Raw genomic sequence first — 1,094 nt, 5'->3', positions numbered from 1 at the left:
GATTGTCATGTTAGGTCGTCAAGCTGGCTTCTTTCTAATACTGGCTTGTCAACGTCCAGACGCAAAATATTTAGGCGACGGAATCCGTGATCAGTTTAATTTCAGAGTGGCTTTAGGTCGTATGTCTGAAATGGGCTATGGCATGATGTTTGGCAGTGACGTACAAAAGGATTTCTTCTTAAAGCGAATCAAAGGTCGTGGCTATGTTGATGTAGGAACAAGTGTCATATCAGAGTTTTATACTCCCCTTGTACCAAAAGGATATGATTTCTTGGAGGAAATTAAAAAGTTATCCAACAGCAGACAGTCCACGCAGGCGACGTGCGAAGCGGAAGTCGCAGGTGTGGACTGATCTTGCTGGCTGGTGTGGCAATAGCCACGCCAGCACTTAACCCCCCGTATCTAACAGGGGGGTACAAATCGACAGGAAACAGTCAAAAAAACATTAGAAAATCCTTTGGTTACAAGGGATTTACAAAATTTCAGCGTATGTCAAATGGGCTTTAAAAGTTGACATACGCCTTTTTGATTGGAGGGATTTTTACTGAATGAACAAACTTGGTTACAGCATTTAAAAGAAAAACGCTTGGCTTATGGACTATCTCAAAACCGTTTAGCTGTTGCGACTGGTATTACAAGGCAGTATCTAAGCGATATTGAAACAGGAAAAGTCAAGCCATCAGAGGATTTACAGCAGTCCCTTTGGGAAGCTCTGGAACGCTTCAATCCCGACGCTCCCCTTGAAATGCTGTTTGATTATGTAAGAATTCGCTTTCCGACAACAGACGTACAGCAGGTGGTCGAAAACATCTTACAACTGAAACTGTCCTATTTTCTTCATGAGGACTATGGTTTCTATTCTTATTCAGAGCATTATGCTTTAGGCGACATATTCGTCCTTTGCTCCCATGAACTGGACAAAGGAGTTCTGGTGGAATTGAAAGGTCGTGGGTGCAGACAATTTGAAAGCTATCTTCTGGCACAACAAAGAAGCTGGTATGAGTTCTTTATGGACGTTTTGGTGGCTGGCGGTGTGATGAAACGCCTTGACCTTGCCATTAACGATAAGACAGGGATTTTAAATATCCCTGTAC

General features: G+C 42.8%; 2 protein-coding genes and 1 pseudogene. All 3 read left to right on the top strand.

Going from position 1 to position 1,094, the window contains the following annotated elements; genetic code table 11:
• A pseudogene (locus ACFXI4_RS44735) lies at positions 1-352 on the top strand (ATP-binding protein); the annotation flags it as partial.
• Positions 353-354: 2 nt separating this feature from the next.
• Positions 355-507 (top strand): hypothetical protein, encoded by a 153-nt coding sequence (locus ACFXI4_RS44730; protein WP_000879507.1) that lies wholly within the window; start codon positions 355-357, stop codon positions 505-507.
• Positions 508-529: 22 nt separating this feature from the next.
• The coding region (locus ACFXI4_RS44725; RefSeq protein WP_385003459.1) for a helix-turn-helix domain-containing protein at positions 530-1,094 on the top strand (565 nt) is incomplete at its 3' end.

It is taken from the genome of Streptomyces sp. NPDC059224 (assembly GCF_042754285.1).
GTDB lineage: Bacteria > Actinomycetota > Actinomycetes > Streptomycetales > Streptomycetaceae > Streptomyces.
The sequence above is the reverse complement of the archived record's forward strand: the minus strand, read 5'-3'. Positions and strand labels throughout refer to the sequence as shown.